Source organism: Microcystis sp. M_QC_C_20170808_M9Col, assembly GCF_007095495.1.
GTDB lineage: Bacteria > Cyanobacteriota > Cyanobacteriia > Cyanobacteriales > Microcystaceae > Microcystis > Microcystis aeruginosa.
In genome coordinates this window covers 1-16,053 of record NZ_SFBZ01000123.1, presented here as the reverse complement: position 1 = coordinate 16,053, position 16,053 = coordinate 1, and the positions used below count along the sequence as shown (strand labels likewise).

The 16,053-nt window shown below is 44.6% G+C and carries 18 protein-coding genes; 11 read left to right on the top strand and 7 right to left on the bottom strand.

Going from position 1 to position 16,053, the window contains the following annotated elements; all coding sequences use genetic code 11:
• Positions 1-157 precede the first annotated feature (157 nt).
• From EWV68_RS07580 to EWV68_RS07570, 3 genes are all read left to right on the top strand, one after another.
• Positions 158-502 (top strand): hypothetical protein, encoded by a 345-nt coding sequence (locus tag EWV68_RS07580; RefSeq protein ID WP_287169376.1) that lies wholly within the window; start codon positions 158-160, stop codon positions 500-502.
• A gap of 326 nt (positions 503-828) precedes the next feature.
• On the top strand, positions 829-1,104 hold the full coding sequence (locus tag EWV68_RS07575) for a hypothetical protein (protein WP_061430573.1): 276 nt from the start codon (positions 829-831) through the stop codon (positions 1,102-1,104).
• Positions 1,101-1,514: a type II toxin-antitoxin system VapC family toxin gene (locus tag EWV68_RS07570; RefSeq protein WP_002758126.1), complete on the top strand. Its 414-nt coding sequence runs from the start codon at positions 1,101-1,103 to the stop codon at positions 1,512-1,514. The genes EWV68_RS07575 and EWV68_RS07570 overlap by 4 nt, the downstream gene beginning before the upstream one ends.
• Before the next feature lie 353 nt (positions 1,515-1,867).
• On the opposite strand, the gene EWV68_RS07565 is transcribed toward EWV68_RS07570, so the two are convergent.
• Positions 1,868-2,875 (bottom strand): Gfo/Idh/MocA family protein, encoded by a 1,008-nt coding sequence (locus tag EWV68_RS07565; RefSeq protein WP_287169375.1) that lies wholly within the window; start codon positions 2,873-2,875, stop codon positions 1,868-1,870.
• A gap of 84 nt (positions 2,876-2,959) precedes the next feature.
• Here EWV68_RS07565 and EWV68_RS07560 point away from each other — a divergent pair, with 84 nt between their 5' ends.
• Positions 2,960-4,999 (top strand): hydantoinase/oxoprolinase family protein, encoded by a 2,040-nt coding sequence (locus EWV68_RS07560; protein WP_287169373.1) that lies wholly within the window; start codon positions 2,960-2,962, stop codon positions 4,997-4,999.
• A 240-nt stretch (positions 5,000-5,239) separates the two neighbouring features.
• Here the strand turns inward: EWV68_RS07560 and EWV68_RS07555 are convergent, their stop codons facing one another.
• The 3 genes from EWV68_RS07555 to EWV68_RS07545 all read right to left on the bottom strand — a co-directional run bounded on the left by EWV68_RS07555 (position 5,240) and on the right by EWV68_RS07545 (position 6,966).
• Positions 5,240-5,860, bottom strand: a complete 621-nt coding sequence (locus EWV68_RS07555) for a chorismate lyase (protein WP_002758121.1) — start codon at positions 5,858-5,860, stop codon at positions 5,240-5,242.
• A gap of 149 nt (positions 5,861-6,009) precedes the next feature.
• Positions 6,010-6,306 (bottom strand): hypothetical protein, encoded by a 297-nt coding sequence (locus EWV68_RS07550; RefSeq protein ID WP_002758119.1) that lies wholly within the window; start codon positions 6,304-6,306, stop codon positions 6,010-6,012.
• Positions 6,307-6,966, bottom strand: coding sequence for a glutathione S-transferase family protein (locus tag EWV68_RS07545; RefSeq protein WP_002758118.1), 660 nt, complete (start codon positions 6,964-6,966; stop codon positions 6,307-6,309).
• A gap of 139 nt (positions 6,967-7,105) precedes the next feature.
• Between EWV68_RS07545 and lepB the strand changes: the two genes are divergently transcribed.
• From lepB to EWV68_RS07525, 4 genes are all read left to right on the top strand, one after another.
• Positions 7,106-8,203, top strand: coding sequence for a signal peptidase I (lepB, locus tag EWV68_RS07540; RefSeq protein WP_287169372.1), 1,098 nt, complete (start codon positions 7,106-7,108; stop codon positions 8,201-8,203).
• 188 nt (positions 8,204-8,391) lie between these two features.
• Complete coding sequence (locus EWV68_RS07535) at positions 8,392-8,967, top strand: hypothetical protein (protein WP_287169370.1); 576 nt, start codon at positions 8,392-8,394, stop codon at positions 8,965-8,967.
• Between the two features lie 6 nt (positions 8,968-8,973).
• Positions 8,974-9,342 (top strand): DUF1818 family protein, encoded by a 369-nt coding sequence (locus EWV68_RS07530; RefSeq protein WP_287169369.1) that lies wholly within the window; start codon positions 8,974-8,976, stop codon positions 9,340-9,342.
• A 65-nt stretch (positions 9,343-9,407) separates the two neighbouring features.
• Complete coding sequence (locus tag EWV68_RS07525; protein WP_287169367.1) at positions 9,408-10,478, top strand: YheT family hydrolase; 1,071 nt, start codon at positions 9,408-9,410, stop codon at positions 10,476-10,478.
• A 10-nt stretch (positions 10,479-10,488) separates the two neighbouring features.
• On the opposite strand, the gene EWV68_RS07520 is transcribed toward EWV68_RS07525, so the two are convergent.
• Positions 10,489-11,484 (bottom strand): carbohydrate kinase family protein, encoded by a 996-nt coding sequence (locus tag EWV68_RS07520; protein ID WP_061430581.1) that lies wholly within the window; start codon positions 11,482-11,484, stop codon positions 10,489-10,491.
• A gap of 335 nt (positions 11,485-11,819) precedes the next feature.
• On the opposite strand from EWV68_RS07520, the gene EWV68_RS07515 reads away from it, so the two are divergent.
• Complete coding sequence (locus EWV68_RS07515) at positions 11,820-12,290, top strand: GNAT family N-acetyltransferase (RefSeq protein ID WP_002758109.1); 471 nt, start codon at positions 11,820-11,822, stop codon at positions 12,288-12,290.
• Here EWV68_RS07515 and EWV68_RS07510 read toward each other — a convergent pair.
• Together EWV68_RS07510 and EWV68_RS07505 are read right to left on the bottom strand one after the other, a co-directional pair.
• Positions 12,226-13,083, bottom strand: a complete 858-nt coding sequence (locus EWV68_RS07510; protein WP_287169366.1) for a sensor histidine kinase — start codon at positions 13,081-13,083, stop codon at positions 12,226-12,228. The two genes, EWV68_RS07515 and EWV68_RS07510, sit on opposite strands and share 65 nt — an antisense overlap.
• Entirely contained in the window at positions 13,038-13,625 is a 588-nt protein-coding gene (locus tag EWV68_RS07505; RefSeq protein ID WP_287169364.1) for an L-threonylcarbamoyladenylate synthase, read from the bottom strand. The genes EWV68_RS07510 and EWV68_RS07505 overlap by 46 nt, the downstream gene beginning before the upstream one ends.
• 311 nt (positions 13,626-13,936) lie before the next feature.
• Here EWV68_RS07505 and EWV68_RS07500 point away from each other — a divergent pair, with 311 nt between their 5' ends.
• Positions 13,937-14,464 carry a GIY-YIG nuclease family protein gene (locus EWV68_RS07500; protein WP_287169363.1) on the top strand — a complete coding sequence of 176 codons (528 nt, stop codon included), beginning with the start codon at positions 13,937-13,939 and terminating at the stop codon, positions 14,462-14,464.
• A 79-nt stretch (positions 14,465-14,543) separates the two neighbouring features.
• Positions 14,544-15,578, top strand: coding sequence for an anthranilate phosphoribosyltransferase (gene trpD, locus EWV68_RS07495; protein ID WP_061430585.1), 1,035 nt, complete (start codon positions 14,544-14,546; stop codon positions 15,576-15,578).
• Positions 15,579-16,053: the final 475 nt, after the last annotated feature.

Here is a 16,053-nt window from a genome sequence, read left to right as displayed (position 1 = left end):
GGGATTTTTTCCCTGAAAATTAGGTAATTGACCACCTGAAAATGGGTAAAACCCCACACCCCACACCCCACACCCCACACCCTGCCCCCACGAAAAACTTTTTCAGCAGCCCCTATTTATTCAGGACATTACCATGAAAAAACTGCATAAATTACTGATGACCACCACCGCCATAGTTTCTACATTTGGGTGGAATATTCACAGCACTCCTGTTGCAGCCAAGCAAAATTATATAGGAAGATGGTACAATGTGGGACTTAGTAATGAATACATTTCTAAATATAGGGTCTTTCAAAAAGATGGTAAAGTTCATGATTACCAAGAGCTGAAAACTGGTTTGGTTGGGGCATCCTATAAATGGGATTATCAAGTCCTTTCCAATGGTTCAATTAGAGTTTTTAGTCTATTAAAAGAGACTTGTGTGCTAACTGAGATTAATAAAATGCAGTGCTACTCTGACGGGGATAGCCTCGGTGATTTGGGACTTTACATAAAAAGGTAGTGCGATGCCGAAGGCACTGCGTAGCAGATCGCAATCTTGTAGGGTGCGTTCTCTAATATGGCTCCTACTGCTCCACCAAGAGATTTTGGGGAACGCACCATGCACATTTATTGAAACTGTGAGTCTAAGTGCGATGCCGAAGGCACTGCGTAGCAGTACGCCGCTCTGGTGGGTTAGGTTAACGGCAGACCCCCAACTGTGATCTTTGACTTCATGCCAATTTGTGCGGACTGTATTCAGGTGTTACCTGCTGTGATAGTTAGTAAGTGAGCCTGTTCGTTGAGTTGAGGAGTAAAATAGGAGAAGTCCTAATCTAAGATTTAGTAATGGATAGAAGCATCATAGAACGGCAACCGCTAATTGAAGCAGTCAAGGCTCTCCCTGATGAGGCTTTAGTGGAACTGTCTAATTTTCTGGACTATCTTCGCTATAAAGCAGCCCATCAAAGAGAACTGACCACTCATTCTTCTAGTTTTCTGCTTGCAGTTGCAGGTTTAGGCAACTCTGGTCAAGAGGATATTTCAGAACGTGATGAAGAGATTCTAGGCAATGAGATTGATCCGGTGTCCGGCTGGAATCTTAACCCAAGCAATTCAGTATGACGGCGATACTTGACACCAGTTTTTTGTTTGCCTTGACCGATCAGGGCGATCGCAATCATCAACGGGTGTTGGCTATTGCTCAAAGCGTGAATGAGCCATTGGTTCTACCTGTCGTTGTCCTGCCTGAGGTCTGCTATCTGATTGCATCAAGATTGGGCCACCAAGCAATGCGCCGTTTTGTATCCAGTATGACACCTGATGCGGTTCAAGTTGAACCTGTAATCCCAGAAGACTTGGTACGAGTGCATGAGATATTGGAACAATATGCTGACAATCAGCTTGACTTTACAGATGCAGCGATCATTGCCATAGCTGAAAGGCTTACTATTACTCGCGTTTACACACTTGATCGCCGAGATTTTTCGATTATTCGTCCAAGTCACTGCGATTACTTTGAGTTATTTCCTTGAACCACCAGCTAACACTGCGTGGCAGCGGACGGTCGCAATTCGTCGCTGCCGAGCTTGCTTTCTAATGCCGTCGCTGATTTGAGCCGTTAGCGATCGAGCGCGCTACGCACCGATCGGGTTCTGGACTTCCCCATTGACAAAAAGCCATAACCTGTGCTGCAGGAAGGATTAACAGAATTTCCGATACCCCCTTACTGGGTACAAATTAAGAAAACCTCTAATAAATCTAACGCCGTACAAACTCCTCGTCAATAGCAAATCAGGTTATACTTCACACCCCACACCCCACACCCCACACCCTGTCCCCACGAAAAACTTTTTCAGCAGACCCTACTTATCAATCCCATGTTTCCCTATTCTAAGCGCACGATCTCTCCACCTCTGGCTAGAGATAATTCTGCTGCCTGGAGGATTTTGACTAATTCCGTCCCTACCGATCCCGAAGATACAGGAGAATTGACACCCGTAGCCACCGACTCTAGAAAATGTTCGCACAATGCTTTTAGGGGTTCACCATCGGCAATAGGGATAGATTCCGTCTCCTGTCCCCGGGGAATAAAATAGGCTTCCTGACGTTCAAAATAGCCCTTTTGTCGCGTTAAAGGCGATCGAGAGTCTAATTCATTGAAAATTAAAGTCCCTTCGCTGCCAACTATCCCTAAACGTCGCTGTTTATCGGGATTCAACCAACAAAGGTGAATAGTCGCTTGAAAACCATCGCCATAGATCAGGGTTAACCAGACTAAATCGGCTAGATTAGGTTGTAGCCAAACCGTTCCTCGTGCCTGAATTAATACTGGTGTACTATTTAACCAATGATTAAAAATCGAGATATCGTGAATAGCTAGATCCCACAAAGCGGACACATCCTGACGAACTGGCCCCAGGTGGGTGCGAGTGGCATAACCATAAAGAGGTTTACCGATACCCCCGGATTGCAGGACTTTTTGTCCGGTGATAACGGCCGGATGAAAAAGATAGGTATGATCAACTAATAAAATACGCTGTTTTTGCGCCGCTAATGCCGTTAATTCGGCACATTCTTGGGGATTGAGGGTTAAGGGTTTTTCGGCGAGGACGTGATAACTTAAATTAAGAGCATCTTTAATCAGGGGATAATGACTGATGGCGGGAGTAACGACGACCACAGCCGAGATTTCGGGGTGATTGCGAATAGATTCCCAGTCATTGGCTAAAATAACCTTATTAGTATCGAGATTAAATTGATCGCGACAGAGATGAAGTTTTTCAGGGGAGGAGTCAACGATCGCCACTACTTGTGCTGAGGGATGTTGAGAAAAATGACGGACGTAATGCACTCCCCAACGTCCTACCCCTAAAATAGCGATTCCTGTGGACATTTTGCTTACTCAGATAGATCAATCTAGTTTATTTTAAAAGGATTAGGCGCAATTGTTAATTGATTCTGAGAACTGGAAGGGATTATGTTAAAATTTTTTATCGATCGAGGGGGAACTTTTACCGATATAGTGGCGATAATCGATCGACCAGAAATTATGGAACGACTAGCTAGAGATGCCGCTAGATTTCTGATTGTTCCCCTTGCTGATCAACAGTGGATTGTTCTATATAAACTGCTCTCGGAGAATCCCGAAAAATACTCGGATGCAGTCATTCAAGGGATCAAAGATATTAGCGGTTCCCTAGATAACATCGAAGTGATTAAAATGGGAACAACGGTAGCCACCAATGCGCTGTTAGAAAGAAAAGGAGAGCGCACGGTTTTGTTAATCACCAAAGGTTTTAAAGATGCCTTGAGAATTGGCTATCAAAATCGCCCCGATATTTTTGCCCGTCAAATTATTCTTCCTTCTTTATTATACGAACAAGTTATCGAAGTGGCCGAACGCTACGATAGTCAAGGACAGGAATTAATCACCGTTAATCCCGCCCAAGTTAAAGCCGATTTAATACCAGTTTATCAAGCGGGTATCCGCAGTTGTGCGATTGTTTTTATGCACAGTTATCGTTATCCTGACCACGAAAAACAAGTGGCAGCCATTGCCGAAGAAATCGGCTTTACTCATCTAGCCATTTCCCATCAAGTCAGTCCTTTAATGAAACTGGTATCCCGGGGAGATACCACGGTAGTCTCTGCCTATTTATCGCCAATTTTACGCCGCTATGTTGATAGTATTAGCCAGCAATTACCGAAAACTAGCTTACTATTTATGAAATCCGATGGCGGTTTAGTCACCGCCGATAAATTTCAGGGTAAAGATAGCATTTTATCTGGTCCTGCGGGGGGAATAGTCGGGGCAGTACAAACCAGTTTAAGGGCAGGATTTAGCAAAATTATCAGTTTTGATATGGGGGGAACTAGCACCGATGTTTCTCATTTTCAAGGGGAATACGAGCGCCAAACAGATAACGAAATTGCTGGCGTAAGAATGCGAGCGCCGATGTTAAGTATTCACACCGTAGCCGCTGGTGGAGGTTCGATTTTAGTCTATGATGGTTATCGTTTTCGGGTCGGACCAGAAAGTGCCGGAGCTAATCCGGGACCTGCCTGTTATCGACGGGGTGGACCATTAACAATTACCGATGCTAATGTTTTGTTAGGAAAAATTCAAGCTGCCTATTTTCCCGCTATTTTTGGACAAGAGGGAAATTTACCCCTAGATAAAGAGATTGTGCTGACAAAGTTTCACGAATTAGCGGCAACAATGGGGGGTAATAATAGTCCTGAACTGCTGGCTGCGGGGTTTATTCAAATTGCCGTGGAAAATATGGCTAATGCGATTAAAAAAATCTCTCTACAAAAGGGTTATGATCTCAGTGATTATACTCTTTGTACCTTTGGCGGTGCCGGGGGTCAAGTGGCCTGTTTAATTGCCGATACTCTGGGAATGAAAAGTATTTTTCTCCATCCCTACGCTGGAGTTTTAAGCGCCTACGGCATGGGTTTGGCCGATTTGAGGGTAATTAAAGAAAAAGCGATCGAACAGCCGTTAAATGCCGATTTAATCGGGCAGTTGCTCACGGAAATGAACGAATTAGAAGTTTTAGCGGGTCGGGAATTAGAGGATTATAATCAGGTGCGGCAGCAAGTTAGTTTAAAATATCAAGGCAGTGATGCCACTTTAGCGGTTAATTTTAGCGATCAAATGCGTCAGGATTTTGAACGGGAACATCAAAGACGTTATGGGTTTAAGCAAGAACAAAAAGCTTTAATTGTTGAGTCGATTGCCGTGGAATTGATCCAGACTATGGACAGTCCCAAAGAAGCAATTTTAACTCGCTCCCGTCCGATGGGAGAATTACCTCCTATCCTCGATCGAGTAGCGGTTTTTCTGGCTAATCAATGGCGAGAAACGCCAATTTATCAGCGTTCAGAGCTGCAACCTTTTGATTGTCTGGCAGGACCCGCAATTATTATCGAAAAAATCAGCACGATTGTGATTGAACCGGGTTGGATGGCAAAATTAACGGAGAAAAATCATTTAATTCTCTCCAAAGCTTAACTAGGGTTTGCGGCAAAAAGTTTTTCGTGGGGGTAGGGTGTGGCCCCCCCAACCCCCCCGACATCGGGGGGGCAGGTGGGGTGTGGGGTTTTACCAGTTTTGAGGTGGCCAATTACCTAATTTTCAGGGAAAAAGTGCCTAAATTTCCCCCACTTTTTGATTTCAAAAAAGCCTAAAGATATTATCCAACAAGGTTTTTAGCTTTATTCAGTAAACCCTACATAGAAATATCTACGGCAGTTATCCTAATTGATCAATTCTCATTTCGCCGAGGTATTTACGGAGATAGGGAGAAAAAACCTCGTAAATCAGGGTAAGGGGTTGGCGAGCGTGCCAAAATAGGTAATGACGACCCCAAAATGCTCCTTTTTCCCCAAAAGCTATTTCTAATTCCGGGGAATGACCGTAATAAAGTCCCTGCACATCGCGATACAATTCCGTGTGCAGCCGCGAGAGACTTTCCCAAATCGGTAGGGAACGATTTTCTAGATATTCGTCCACTTGATTGACAGACCACCAAGAAGCGGCATAGGCTAACCTTTGACCACTAGCTGTGCGTAACCAGACTTGACGACGCAATCTCGGCCCCGGAATCAGGCTAATTTTCATCGGTGCGCCATCCTCATCGTCGCCGATGGGGGACATATCGATCACATCCACTTCCGTTTTTTCACCGGTTAAAAGTTGTAAATGACGGGTGGGAGAACCATCGCCGAGAATTAAAATCTGCCACGGGGGTGCGAGTTGGCTATGGGGTAAACCTTGTTTAACATCGGTTTCGTCTCCTTGCCAGAGAGGGGACAGGGAGTACCAAGGACGATTAAGCAGGGGCTTTTCTTGGGGGCGGAGGATAGCAGTCAAGGTTTGTTACAAAACTTTATGATTTTTTCATTAATCATAACACGGGATTTTTGTCTGCTGGCGATAAAAGCGATCGCCTTGATCTAATCCTCTCTAAACTTTTCGGTTAGCATAGGCACTCTTGCCAAAGGAGATTGACTATTTTGATTTTAACGATAGAAAGGTATCAATATCTGGAGGAATTTTTGTAATCTTCTCAGGGCAATTAATTGTCGAATCTTGGGATTAATTTGGGGGGGATAAATGCTGGTGGCTAATTGTTCTTCTAGTAAGGCATATTCTGCCGCAGTTAGGGGTTGATTATCAAGGGGCGAGCGAGCCGAAGTGATAATTTCTGCTCGTAAAACTTCTTCGGGAATATCTTCGGGAGAGGGCAAAGCAAGGGCTTTTAGTGGCGATAAGAAACCGATCGAGATGAGGATGATAATTTTTGTCGTTCGCTGCATTTAATTTAAACCGGGGGGCAATTTTTCTCGACACTGTTGATGAATTTCCCCGATTCTAGCAAACAACCAGGGATATTTTTGACGATAACTGGGAATTAGAGCCAGAGGACTGAGTAGGGCAGTGGCGGCAATATCGGCTACACTTAATTTATCCGCCACCAAATAGGGCTGATTTTGCCAATATTCTAGAATCTTGAGGGCATTTTCTAGTCGCTCCTCCGCTAGTTTTACCCTTGCCGGGGTGATTTTATATTGTTGTCGCACGATATTAATAATTATTTGACTACTCAGGGAAGGATCGATCGCTTTTCCCTCTCCAGCGCGATAATTATAATAGACAAATCTCGTCGCTACTCCAATACTTTCATCTAACCAATCCTCTAGTAACCAAGCTTGATTTTTCTCCTTTTCCCCAGCGGGAATAAAAGAGGGGAAAGGAACTACTTTTTCTAAATATTTTAAAATGGCAGTAGAATCGGCAATAATCTCATCTGCTGCCATTAAAACGGGGACAGTGGTTAACCCTTTGGTTAGAGGCCTGAGTTTGAGGATATGTAGTCCGGGGGTGAGATTTTCTACTTGGTAATCAATCCCCTTATAACCTAGGGCTAAACGAGCTTTGCGACAGTAATGAGAGGTGCTAAATTGAAGTAAAAGCATTAAGTTTTGTTGGTTGCTATAATAGTTATCAGTTACCAGTTATCAGTTATCAGACTTGGGTTTTAAGTTAACTGTTCACTGTTTACTGTTTACTGTTTACTGATCACTCTGTTTACTGAATTGGCAATAGGTCTATACTATGAGCAAACCCTCCCTTTTTTCGGCTGTTTCTCGTCCTTATGCGACTAATTCACAAGCAAAAGATCCCTGGTTAGCGGTCAATCTCTCGATGTTTTTCCCCGGTTTGGGACAATGGTATGCTAACAAAAACCAAAAAGCAACCCTTTTGGCAATCGCTCAAGTAATATTAATAATTGTGACAATTTGGTCAATTTTTAGCCACAATGGCCATGTAAGCTGGGGATTAGGGGGAATAGTTGCTCTGGTTATCGTTTACATTAGCAATATTTTTGACGCTCACTGGACTGTTTATTATTCCAGACAGAATAACAGCTTAGAGAAAATTCCCCGCCAACAAAAAAACCCATGGTTTGCCGTCTTCGCTAACCGGATTATACCGGGGTTAGGGCAATTGTACGCCGATAAGGTGATCTTAGGGATAATTTTTCTGACTATATCCCTGATTACCCTAAAAATGGAGCATTTTTTGGACAATATACTCTTTCTTACCCCTTTAATTACAGCAATCGCTGTTTATCATGTTTATCACACTTTCCCCGATCAATTTCATCCCCATCGTCACACCTATCGTTCCATTTTGGCGCTGATGGTGGCAGCAATTTTTACTTGGGGAATTATCTGTAATTATTTTCCCGATTGGTTAGATCAAAGAATAGAATTTTTCGAGATTCCGAGCGAATCCATGCTGCCTACCCTCGCAGTAGGTGATCGCATTTTCGTCAGTCAATCTGGTAATTATCAAGCGAAAAGAGGCGATATAATTGTTTTTAGAACTCCCGAAAAAATTAAGCAACTAGAGCCTAATTCTGGAGATTTTTTTATCAAACGAGTCATCGCTATTTCTGGGGATACCATTGAAATCCGCAGGGGTAAAGTTTATCTCAACTGGCAAGTTATCGAGGAACCCTACACCGCCGAGTTGGCCAATTATGAAATAGAATTTATGACTGTACCCCCAAAAACCCTGTTTGTTTTGGGAGATAATCGTAACCATAGTTTTGATTCCCATGCTTGGGGTTTTTTGCCGGAAAGTTATATCGTTGGTCAAGCCTATAAAGTTTACTGGCCTCTCGATCGTGTCCGCTCTTTGCTATGATGGGGATGACTAAGCTGTTGACTATCTGAATTACTCGTTAAGACTTCATGGGAGCAGGGAGAGGGGGGTTGAGCATTTGTACTACAGATGACAATACGCAGTTTAAATGCAGTACAGCATCCCTTGAATTGTTCCTGAAAAATTACCACTGGTGCTAGATAATTAACTTCAATCTTTTCTTGATTAATATGCTGTTAAAATTCCCTCAAAAGCTGAAAATTAAGCAAATAATAATATTATTATTCTGGCTAGGAATAGGGATATTTTTCTGGGGTTTATCGTGGCAATCCCCCGGGATGAGCCAAATTCAACGACCCGAAACAGTTGCTCAACAAATTTATCAAGCAATGCCAGATTTACCGAAAGAAAACAACTATACCCGTCGAGATACAGGGGTGATCGATCCGAATAATACTTTAATAAGTCGCTTTCTTCGTTATCATCAAGATACAAAAAAAAGGTTTACTCTCATCCGTTTTGATTGGCAATTAACCCTAGGGGATTATCTAGGAGTGAACGAGAAAATCAGCGAAGAAAACTATCCCGGACAAGCAACCCTTACCGTTAATCCCATGGCTGCCGATATCAAAGCGATTAACAGTCTTAATCGTCGTCAACGGCAGCAGTTAGTCACCCTTCTAGTCGAAATTTATAACCCTGCCATTCTCCCCCAAGAAACCCCCAATCCTAGCCCTTCTCCTAGTCCTTCTCCCCGTCGTCCATCTTTATCAAAACCGGGAGATGCCGACCTATTAAAATTCTAGAAAATTATGGAAAAAATTCTCAAATATGGTTCAGGTTGGCGACTCGGTTGGGATTCTAAGGCAGCCGTTTATAAAGGATTAATTGGTGGCGATGATTGGGCGATCGAATTGACCGAGGCCGAGTGGCAAGATTTGCGTCGGTTACTATCACAATTGACCGCAACTATGGCGGCCATGGCCACAGAATTAATGGATGAAGAAAGTATTGCTTGTGAAGCGGAAAGCGAGCTTTTATGGTTAGAAGCGGCAGGATTTCCCGATAATTATTCCCTGCGATTTATTCTCTATCAAGGTCGCGGTTGTGAGGGCAATTGGTCGGCCACTGCCCTGCCAGAGTTGCTCGCCGCTTGGGACAATTTGCTTTACAATTTTTAAGAAAGCGGTGGGCATAAGTTAATTTTTGTCTCCCCCTCTTGACTTTTTGATTCCCCTGTGCTGCTATGATTGCCCATCCGAGGACGAAGACCGATAATCTCACCTACACTCCGCCCCCATTGCTGAAAAACGGTTTTGCCATGACTCTCTATGTGTCCCTAAAAGCGCGAGAAACCTGGCAAAATACGATCGCTATTCCCGAACCAGTCTATCAAGAAACCATTTTCACCGGGGCCAATGCCGTCCCTATCTACGGGATTGTTTCCATTCCCCCGCAAGCGAAAGGAACAATTATCGGCACCTACGGCATCACGGGAGACTTAGATAATCAATGGTTTTTAAGAATTTTAGGCAGAAAAGCCGTAGCAAGAAACTACGCAGTCGTCCTCTTCGATTGGCGGGCCCACGGTAAGACAGCCGAATTATCCCCGACTCTCACCTCCGATGGCATCTATGAAGGGCTAGATTTCCTTCATATTGCCGCCCAAGCCCAAAAAATGGGCTGTCCTGCTCCTTTTTGGTTCACAGGTTACTCTCTGGGGGGACAATTAGCCCTCTGGGGAATTAAATCGGCAGAGAATCAGGAAGATATGGGGATCGATCCCGTCGATATCGGCGGTGGTGCGGTAATTTGTCCTAATTTAGACTCTAATCGTTCTTTATCCTATCTCGTCCGGGATCCCTGGGGGAAACATTTGGAAAAAGCGATCGCCAGGGAATTACGCAAGTTAGCCAAACGCATCCATAAGGCTCATCCCGATCATATCGATCCCGAAGCAATTACTCGCGCCACCACGATTGCCGGATTCGATCGAGAATTAGTGATTAAAAAGCTAGGATTTGAGACAGTCTATGACTATTATGCCGCTAGTAGTCCCTTGCCCTTTCAACCCTATTTAACTAAACCCACTTTTATCCTCTACGCGGCCGATGATCCCCTCTTTTCCCCCGCAGTTATTCCCGATCTGCAAGCAGCGATCGCTGATAATCCCCACGTGGATCTACTCTTAACCAACCACGGTGGTCATGTGGGTTATATCAGCAGTTTATCCTGTCAGCGTCAGTGGGGCGATAGCGATCGCTGGTGGGCATGGAATCGGGTTTTAGACTGGTTTGACCAAAAAACTGGCAAATAAGGGCTAATTTCTAGGAGTCAAAGGCCGCTAGAAACTCCTCCAGCTGTTCCCGAGTCGGTTGGGATGCGATCGCTCCTGCCCCCCCTGTCACCATTGTCCCCACCGCACAGGCATAAATCACCGCCTTACGGGCTAAATCGGCATTTTCCCCAATTTTATCGCCTCCAAGACCGGCACGAGCCAAAAAACCCGCCACAAAGCCATCTCCTGCCCCGGTTGTATCCACCACCTCCCCGGGAAAAGCCTCGACAGTGCCGCTATTTTTGCCTAAATGATATTTACAACCTTTTGCGCCGCCAGTAACCAGAATTGCCCCTAAATTGGGGTATTGTGATGATATTTCTCCGGGGGTATCAGTGCCAAATAACCATGCGGCTTCTTCCTCGCTACATTTGAGCAAATCGGCCCGGAAGATAAAATCTCGAATCCGATCGGGAGCGGCCTCAAGATTAGGCCAAAAAACCGGCCGCCAGTTGATATCGATCAATACTTTCACCCCGTAAATTTTAGCTAATTCGAGGGCGCGCATCATCGCCGCTCTCGCCGGGGGATAGGCTAACCCTAGGGTTCCCATCACTAGATAATCGGCATTTTTAAACAGATTTTCGGCTAATAAGTCACCATTAAGGGCAGTATCGGCAAAATCCGTCGTTTTAATGCCGCCAAAACCCGCAAAATGTCTGTCTCCCCCAGCATCGCGGGTGACATAAACTTGTCGGGTGGGTAGGGTGGCATGATACTGTACACCAGTAGTATCGACTCCGAGAGCGTCTAGCAAGGCGATTAACTGTTCCCCTCGTTGATCTTTGCCCACACAACCGATAAAAGCCGAATTTATGCCCAATTTTCGCAATCCACAGGCCACGTTTGCCGGCGCACCCCCGGCATAGGTTGTCCAAGAAGTCACTTGCTCTATAGAGCGCTCGCTTTGATCGGCAATTAGATCAGAGAGGATTTCCCCTAAACAAATGACAGACACTGGCGAAGATCTTTGATTGTTAAGCATTGGTGTGGGAAGTGGGGTGTGGGAAGTGGGAAGTGGGGTGTGGGGTGTGGGGTGTGGGGAAGTGGGGTAATGGGGAAGTGGGGTAATGGGGAAGTGGGGTAATGGGGAAGTGGGGAAGCTGTCTCAACCCTATCACCCCAAAACCCTATCACCCTATCTCCTCCTGACTCCTGAATCCTGAATCCTGACTTGTCAAGAAATCACGATAAATCAACTAGAGATTATCTGAGGCATTGAGTATAATCAAACACATAGATGAGGGGAAATTGCTCATAAATCAGTCCGATCGAGCGTGAATCCTCTTTTATTTTTTAGTCTTAGACTAAGGAAATATCATGGTTGATTGTAGTCAGATTCAGTTTGACGAGGATAAAAGCAAGATAGATCTATCGCAACTACGAGAATTATTTAATTTAACCGCATTTTGGGCAATCGATCGCCGTTTAGAAGATTTAGAAACCGCAATTGACTATAGTGATCCGGTGGTGACGGTGTGGAATGAGCGGCAATTAATTGGTTTTGCTCGCGCCATTTCTGACGGCATTTATCGGGCAACTATTTGGGATGTGATCGTTCATCCCGATTATCAGGGAGCGGGTTTAGGGCGTAAATTAGTAGAAACAGTCTTGGCCCATCCCCGAATAAATCGGGTGGAAAGAGTCTATTTGATGACTACTAATCAAGAAAATTTTTACCGGCGCATTGGTTTCCAAAGCAACGCCACCACGACGATGGTATTATTTAATCGTTATCCCGAGGAGTTTTCCTATCCGGCGATCGAGGTAAAGAAAAAACGATCCGTGTGAGCTTGTCCTGACTATTGTTATCGATTTGATCTAAGCTCATTTCCCCCCCCGAGACTTCGATAATGCCTTTCGCTAACTGAAATTTAAGACCGGGAGAAAGACCGAGAGCTTGAGTAAATTGTTTTACTTCTTCTGGCTTTGATTCTAAACTCAAAGGGGAAATTTCTGGCATTTGCCAGAGAGCGATTTCCCCCGGAAATTCTAGGGTAATAGTGACTTTTTTCTCGCCAAGGGCACTTACCGATATACAAATAGAGCCACTCGTTAAGTTGGCGATCGCTGCATCGACGAGAAGGACAAGAGCGGAGGATAAACGCTGATAATCGGCAATAATAGCAATATCATCGGTTAAAGGGCTAAATTTAAGCTTAGTATTGCGATTAGCTGCCTGTAAATAGGTTAGACTTGCCCAATCTTGCCAGAGTTTAGTTAAAGAAAAAATTTCTCGATCGAGAGGTATATTACCAGACTCTAGTTTAGAAAGATTAATCATCTCATCGAGCATTGCCATCAGTTTACAGCCCGCCAGTTGCCCCTGGGCGATAAATTCCCTTTCCTCGGCCGGACTTTCACAAAGATCGGCGAGAATCAGTTGATGGAGACTGATCATACTGCTCAATGGCGATCGCAATTCGTGGGCAACCCGTCCCAAAAAACTGCTTTTGAGGTGATTAATTGCCACGGCCATCTGATAAGCGAGGCGAGTTTGCTGTAATTCCCGTTTTAAAGCGTCAATATCGTCCATATTTACAGAAAAACTGCCCCTTGTCGTAAGATATCCCATCCTTGACATTGCCAACGCGCGACGGTGGAGGGTTGTCCACTATTGATTATTCCCCATGCTTGCCTTTCTGTGGGCGCTAACACCGTCACCGAGGGAAAAGTAGTCATAATCGCTTCTGGAGTCAATAAAGGCTCTTGTCCTGACAGATTAGCACTTGTGGTCGCTAAAACACCAGTTCGACCGAGAATTTCTCTTGCGATCGCATGAGCGGGAACTCGGATACCAATCGTGCTAGGATCCTTCGGGTTAAGAACTTTTGGTACTTTTTCAGAAGCGGGTAAAACCAAAGTTAGGGAGCCGGGCCAGTATTTTTCGGTCATTTGCCGCCAAATTTCCCTTTCTTCCTGATTTCCCTTGACATAATCCCATAAATCTGCTGCTGAGGCGGCCATGAGAATTAAAGGTTTATCAAAAGTCCGTTTTTTAGCGGCAAAAACTAAGGCAGCATAGGGGGGAGAAACTGCTAAAGCGGGAACTGTATCCGTGGGAAAAGAAACCACTTGACCACTTAGGGCCGCGTGAACAATTTCGTTAAGAGAAGCAGTAGGCATTGAGAATTGATCATTTTTGGGGACTAATTTAGCCTAAAACTTTTTGGTACAATTTTAAAGGGCAAGCAGTTGATCAATATTAATTTTACTAACACTTGCTCATAGTGCCTCTTGTCAAAAACGGTCAACTTCTTAACCTTCCAGAATCAGAAAACGATCACACCGACTCCATTAACCTTTAGTTCACTCCCGGACAGATAAACTGTCAGTCTAACTGTGAATTTACCCTACTGGGTTAGCCACAGCCCGGAATATAAAATTCCAACTTAGGTATAATTTAGCTATCTCCAACCAATTAGGGACGATTAATTATGAATGAGTCTGATACTTTGGCTAATCTCGAACAATTAGAATATATTCCCTACCTAGATACCACGGGTAATATCTGTGCTGATTTCCAGGGAAAAATCGGGGTTTATGCCATTTTTGATCGAGAACAAGTCTTAGAGTTTGTCGGCTATTCTCGTGATATTTATCTCAGTTTAAAACAACATCTTGCCCGACAGCCCCAAGCTTGTTATTGGCTAAAAATACAGTTGATTGATCGTCCTAATCGGACTATTCTCGAATCGATTAAACAAGCTTGGCTAAGAGAAAGTCAGGCAGTAATCGACAATGAAAAACTCTGGACAGAACCAATTGATGCTAAATTAGCCATGACTGAGACAGAAAAAGAATTTTATCAAAGTGCTGACGAATTGGGGCAAATCAAGTTATTAAAACAGCTATCCAGACGAGTAGAAAACGATATTTTATCAACCCTAGAAAAACGGGGAGTACAGATGGAAATTCGTTTTAATCCCAAGTTAAAAGAACAGGGTTTGCTCGATTTAAAGTAAAAATTACTAGGAGCGATCGATTCTCCCGACAAACCGCTATGATAGTATATCGCCCCATCCCGACACCAATGGAACAGCGATGACCACTCCAGACTGGCCAAACCTACTGCAGCAACTACTCGATCGAAAATCCCTTTCCCTTAACCAAGCTGAAGAATTAATGACCGGATGGTTAAACGGCCAGATTCCAGAAGTTTTATCGGGGGCGATTTTAGCGGCTTTGCAAGCAAAAGGAGTCTCGGCCGCGGAATTAGCGGGAATGGCCGGAGTTTTACGGCAACAATCTCGCTTAGAAGACCCTAAACCCCATACCACTCCCGTTATCGATACCTGTGGCACCGGCGGTGACGGGGCTGCAACTTTTAATATTTCCACTGCTGTGGCTTTTGTGGCGGCCGCCGGGGGTGTCAAAGTGGCTAAACACGGCAATCGCTCGGCTTCCAGCAAGGTCGGTTCGGCCGATGTTTTAGAATATCTTGGGGTTAATTTGAGCGCCCCTAGCGAGAAAGTAGCAGCGGCTTTAGATGGGGTGGGAGTGACCTTTCTTTTTGCCCCCGGTTGGCATCCAGCCCTGAAAAGTGTGGCTAATCTCCGCAAAACCCTGAAAGTTCGCACGGTTTTTAATCTTCTGGGTCCTCTAGTTAATCCTCTCCGTCCCACAGGTCAAGTTATCGGGGTTTATGACCAGCAATTTCTCACCCCCATGGCCACGGCTTTAGCACAAATGGGAACCCCAAAGGCGATTATTGTTCACGGCCGGGAAAAACTCGACGAGGTGGGGTTAGGAGACCTGACCGATATGGCTTTATTAAATAATGGCGAGGTGATTTCTGGGGCGATCGATCCCTTGTCAATTGCTATCCCCAGAGCCAGTTTAAATGCCCTTAAAGGCGGGGAAGTGCCAGAAAATGCCGAAATCCTCAAAAATGTCCTGCAAGGGGGGGGAACACCGGCTCAACGGGATGCTGTGGCGATTAATGCCTCTCTTGCCCTACAGGTGGCAGAAAAGGTCACTTTTGGCGACCATGCTGCCGGTTTCGCCCTCGCTCGCGACATTTTAGCCAGTGGGTTAGCTTGGCAAAAATTAGAGGAGTTGGTTAAGTTTCTCGCCTAGGACAATTCACAGGAGTCAGTCTCGATGAAAAAATTTTCACCCCCACAGATGAAAGAGGTTTTCTTCCCCACACCCCACACCCCACACCCCACACCCTCTTTCAAGTCAGGAGACTCCGAGACAGGAGATTGCTTTTATTTATTCTCCCCACTTCCCCACTTCCCCACTCTGCAATAATTACTCGCAGCCAGAAATAGGTTGGGCTTATCATACTTTGTGCTTTTTGTCAAAAAAACTTTTTTTTTGCAATAAAACTACACAAAAAAAAGATCATCGTTAGGGGTGAAATTGACTGATTTACCCGCTTCAATTAGGATCCCCTTCTAGGTGTGGCAAGGGTTTCAACCATTGCTGGTCAAAAAAGCACAGAATAACCCATTATGAAATTCAGTAAAATCGCTGTAACTATGATAACATCGTTGTTAAATAAAAATCTTTCTCAATTAATTCTTAAGAATTTATAAATATTGCGGAA

Coding starts and splice junctions, on each gene's coding strand:
- EWV68_RS07580 (WP_287169376.1), top strand. CDS start 158: ATGACCACCACCGCCATAGTTTCTACATTTGGGTGGAATATTCACAGC.
- EWV68_RS07575 (WP_061430573.1), top strand. CDS start 829: ATGGATAGAAGCATCATAGAACGGCAACCGCTAATTGAAGCAGTCAAG.
- EWV68_RS07570 (WP_002758126.1), top strand. CDS start 1,101: ATGACGGCGATACTTGACACCAGTTTTTTGTTTGCCTTGACCGATCAG.
- EWV68_RS07565 (WP_287169375.1), bottom strand. CDS start 2,875: ATGTCCACAGGAATCGCTATTTTAGGGGTAGGACGTTGGGGAGTGCAT.
- EWV68_RS07560 (WP_287169373.1), top strand. CDS start 2,960: ATGTTAAAATTTTTTATCGATCGAGGGGGAACTTTTACCGATATAGTG.
- EWV68_RS07550 (WP_002758119.1), bottom strand. CDS start 6,306: ATGCAGCGAACGACAAAAATTATCATCCTCATCTCGATCGGTTTCTTA.
- EWV68_RS07545 (WP_002758118.1), bottom strand. CDS start 6,966: ATGCTTTTACTTCAATTTAGCACCTCTCATTACTGTCGCAAAGCTCGT.
- lepB (WP_287169372.1), top strand. CDS start 7,106: ATGAGCAAACCCTCCCTTTTTTCGGCTGTTTCTCGTCCTTATGCGACT.
- EWV68_RS07535 (WP_287169370.1), top strand. CDS start 8,392: ATGCTGTTAAAATTCCCTCAAAAGCTGAAAATTAAGCAAATAATAATA.
- EWV68_RS07530 (WP_287169369.1), top strand. CDS start 8,974: ATGGAAAAAATTCTCAAATATGGTTCAGGTTGGCGACTCGGTTGGGAT.
- EWV68_RS07525 (WP_287169367.1), top strand. CDS start 9,408: ATGATTGCCCATCCGAGGACGAAGACCGATAATCTCACCTACACTCCG.
- EWV68_RS07520 (WP_061430581.1), bottom strand. CDS start 11,484: ATGCTTAACAATCAAAGATCTTCGCCAGTGTCTGTCATTTGTTTAGGG.
- EWV68_RS07515 (WP_002758109.1), top strand. CDS start 11,820: ATGGTTGATTGTAGTCAGATTCAGTTTGACGAGGATAAAAGCAAGATA.
- EWV68_RS07510 (WP_287169366.1), bottom strand. CDS start 13,083: ATGTCAAGGATGGGATATCTTACGACAAGGGGCAGTTTTTCTGTAAAT.
- EWV68_RS07505 (WP_287169364.1), bottom strand. CDS start 13,625: ATGCCTACTGCTTCTCTTAACGAAATTGTTCACGCGGCCCTAAGTGGT.
- EWV68_RS07500 (WP_287169363.1), top strand. CDS start 13,937: ATGAATGAGTCTGATACTTTGGCTAATCTCGAACAATTAGAATATATT.
- trpD (WP_061430585.1), top strand. CDS start 14,544: ATGACCACTCCAGACTGGCCAAACCTACTGCAGCAACTACTCGATCGA.